The sequence below is a fragment of the Streptomyces sp. NPDC049577 genome (assembly GCF_040675635.1).
Taxonomy (GTDB): Bacteria; Actinomycetota; Actinomycetes; order Streptomycetales; family Streptomycetaceae; genus Streptomyces.
The window spans coordinates 1-1,258 of the sequence record NZ_JBFAPH010000641.1 but is presented as its reverse complement, the minus strand read 5'-3'; the positions used below and the strand labels follow the sequence as shown (position 1 = coordinate 1,258).

At 71.7% G+C, this 1,258-nt stretch carries 2 pseudogenes; one reads left to right on the top strand and one right to left on the bottom strand.

What is annotated here, in order from left to right:
* Positions 1 to 65: 65 nt before the first annotated feature.
* A pseudogene (locus AB0K09_RS33500) lies at positions 66 to 1,142 on the top strand (FAD-dependent oxidoreductase); the annotation flags it as partial.
* 21 nt (positions 1,143 to 1,163) lie between these two features.
* Here AB0K09_RS33500 and AB0K09_RS33495 read toward each other — a convergent pair.
* Positions 1,164 to 1,256: pseudogene (locus AB0K09_RS33495) on the bottom strand (DNA-binding response regulator); the annotation flags it as partial.
* Positions 1,257 to 1,258: the final 2 nt, after the last annotated feature.

Here is a 1,258-nt window from a genome sequence, read left to right as displayed (position 1 = left end):
CGGAAACGTCATTGTCTTTCGCTCTGAGATGCGTCAAATCTCTATGAAGTCCCAAAGAAGGGCTGATGCACCATTTACGGGGGGATTCTGGAATGTCCGAGAACTCACGGGCCTGGCCCGTCCGCACACGCGGGGAGTTCGACGGCCGGGGGCCGCACGTCACGGTCCTAGGCGCCGGCATGGCCGGTCTGGTGGCCGCTCACGAGCTGGAGCGGCTGGGCTGTCGCGTCCTGGTGCTGGAGGGCTCCGACCGGGTCGGCGGGCGCGTCCTGACGCACCGCTTCGGGAGCGGGCCCGGCGCGCCCTCGGTCGAACTGGGGGCCATGCGCGTGCCGGTCCACCACCGGAACACGCTGGAGTACGTCCACCGCATGGGGCTGGACGACCGGCTCCGCGCGTTCCCGACCCTGCTGTCGGAGGAGAACGCCTTCCTGCGCACGGACGGCGGCTTCGTCCGCGTCCGGGACGCACCCGGCCCGCTGCGCGCGCACTTCCGCGGCGAGCTGGAGCGGCACGTCCCGGACCGGCGCTACGGCGAGGCGTGCATAACCTTCGGGGCATGGCTGACGGCGATCGTCGACGCCATCGCCCCGCCGGAACTGCGGGACGCGCTCCGCGAGGACCTGCGCCGCCAGCTGCTGGACCTGGTGGCGCCCCTGGACCTGACGCCGCACCTGCGCGGCGCCGCCCGCGACCGGGTCGACCTGCACGGGCTGTTCGCCGCCCACCCCGCCATCCGCGCCGGATGCAGCCGCCGGCTGAACGGCTTCCTCGACGACATCCTGACCGAGACCAGTCCCGACCTGCTGTGCCTGGACGGCGGCATGGACCGGCTGCCCCGGCGGCTGGCCGAACAGCTGCGCGACCCGGTGGTCCTGGGCCGTCCGGTCGTGGGCATCGACGTCCGCGCCGACGAGGTGCTGCTGCGCATCCGCTCGGGCACCCGGACGATCCTGCGGCGCACGAACTTCGCCCTCTGCGCCGTTCCCTTCCCCGCCCTGCGGCGGATGCGCCTGACCGGTCTGGACGCCGACAAGGCGACCGTGCTGGGCGAGGTCGTCTACTGCCCGGCCACCAAGGTGGCCTTCCACTGCCGCGAACCCTTCTGGGAGGCGGACGGCATCCACGGCGGCGCCTCCTTCACCGGGGGCGGAATCCGTCAGGCCGCGCTCCAGCTCGCACACGACCTCGATGTCATGCTCCAGGTTCAATAGCGCCACCAGCGCTCCGCGGACCATGTTCATGTCCTCGGCCAGAA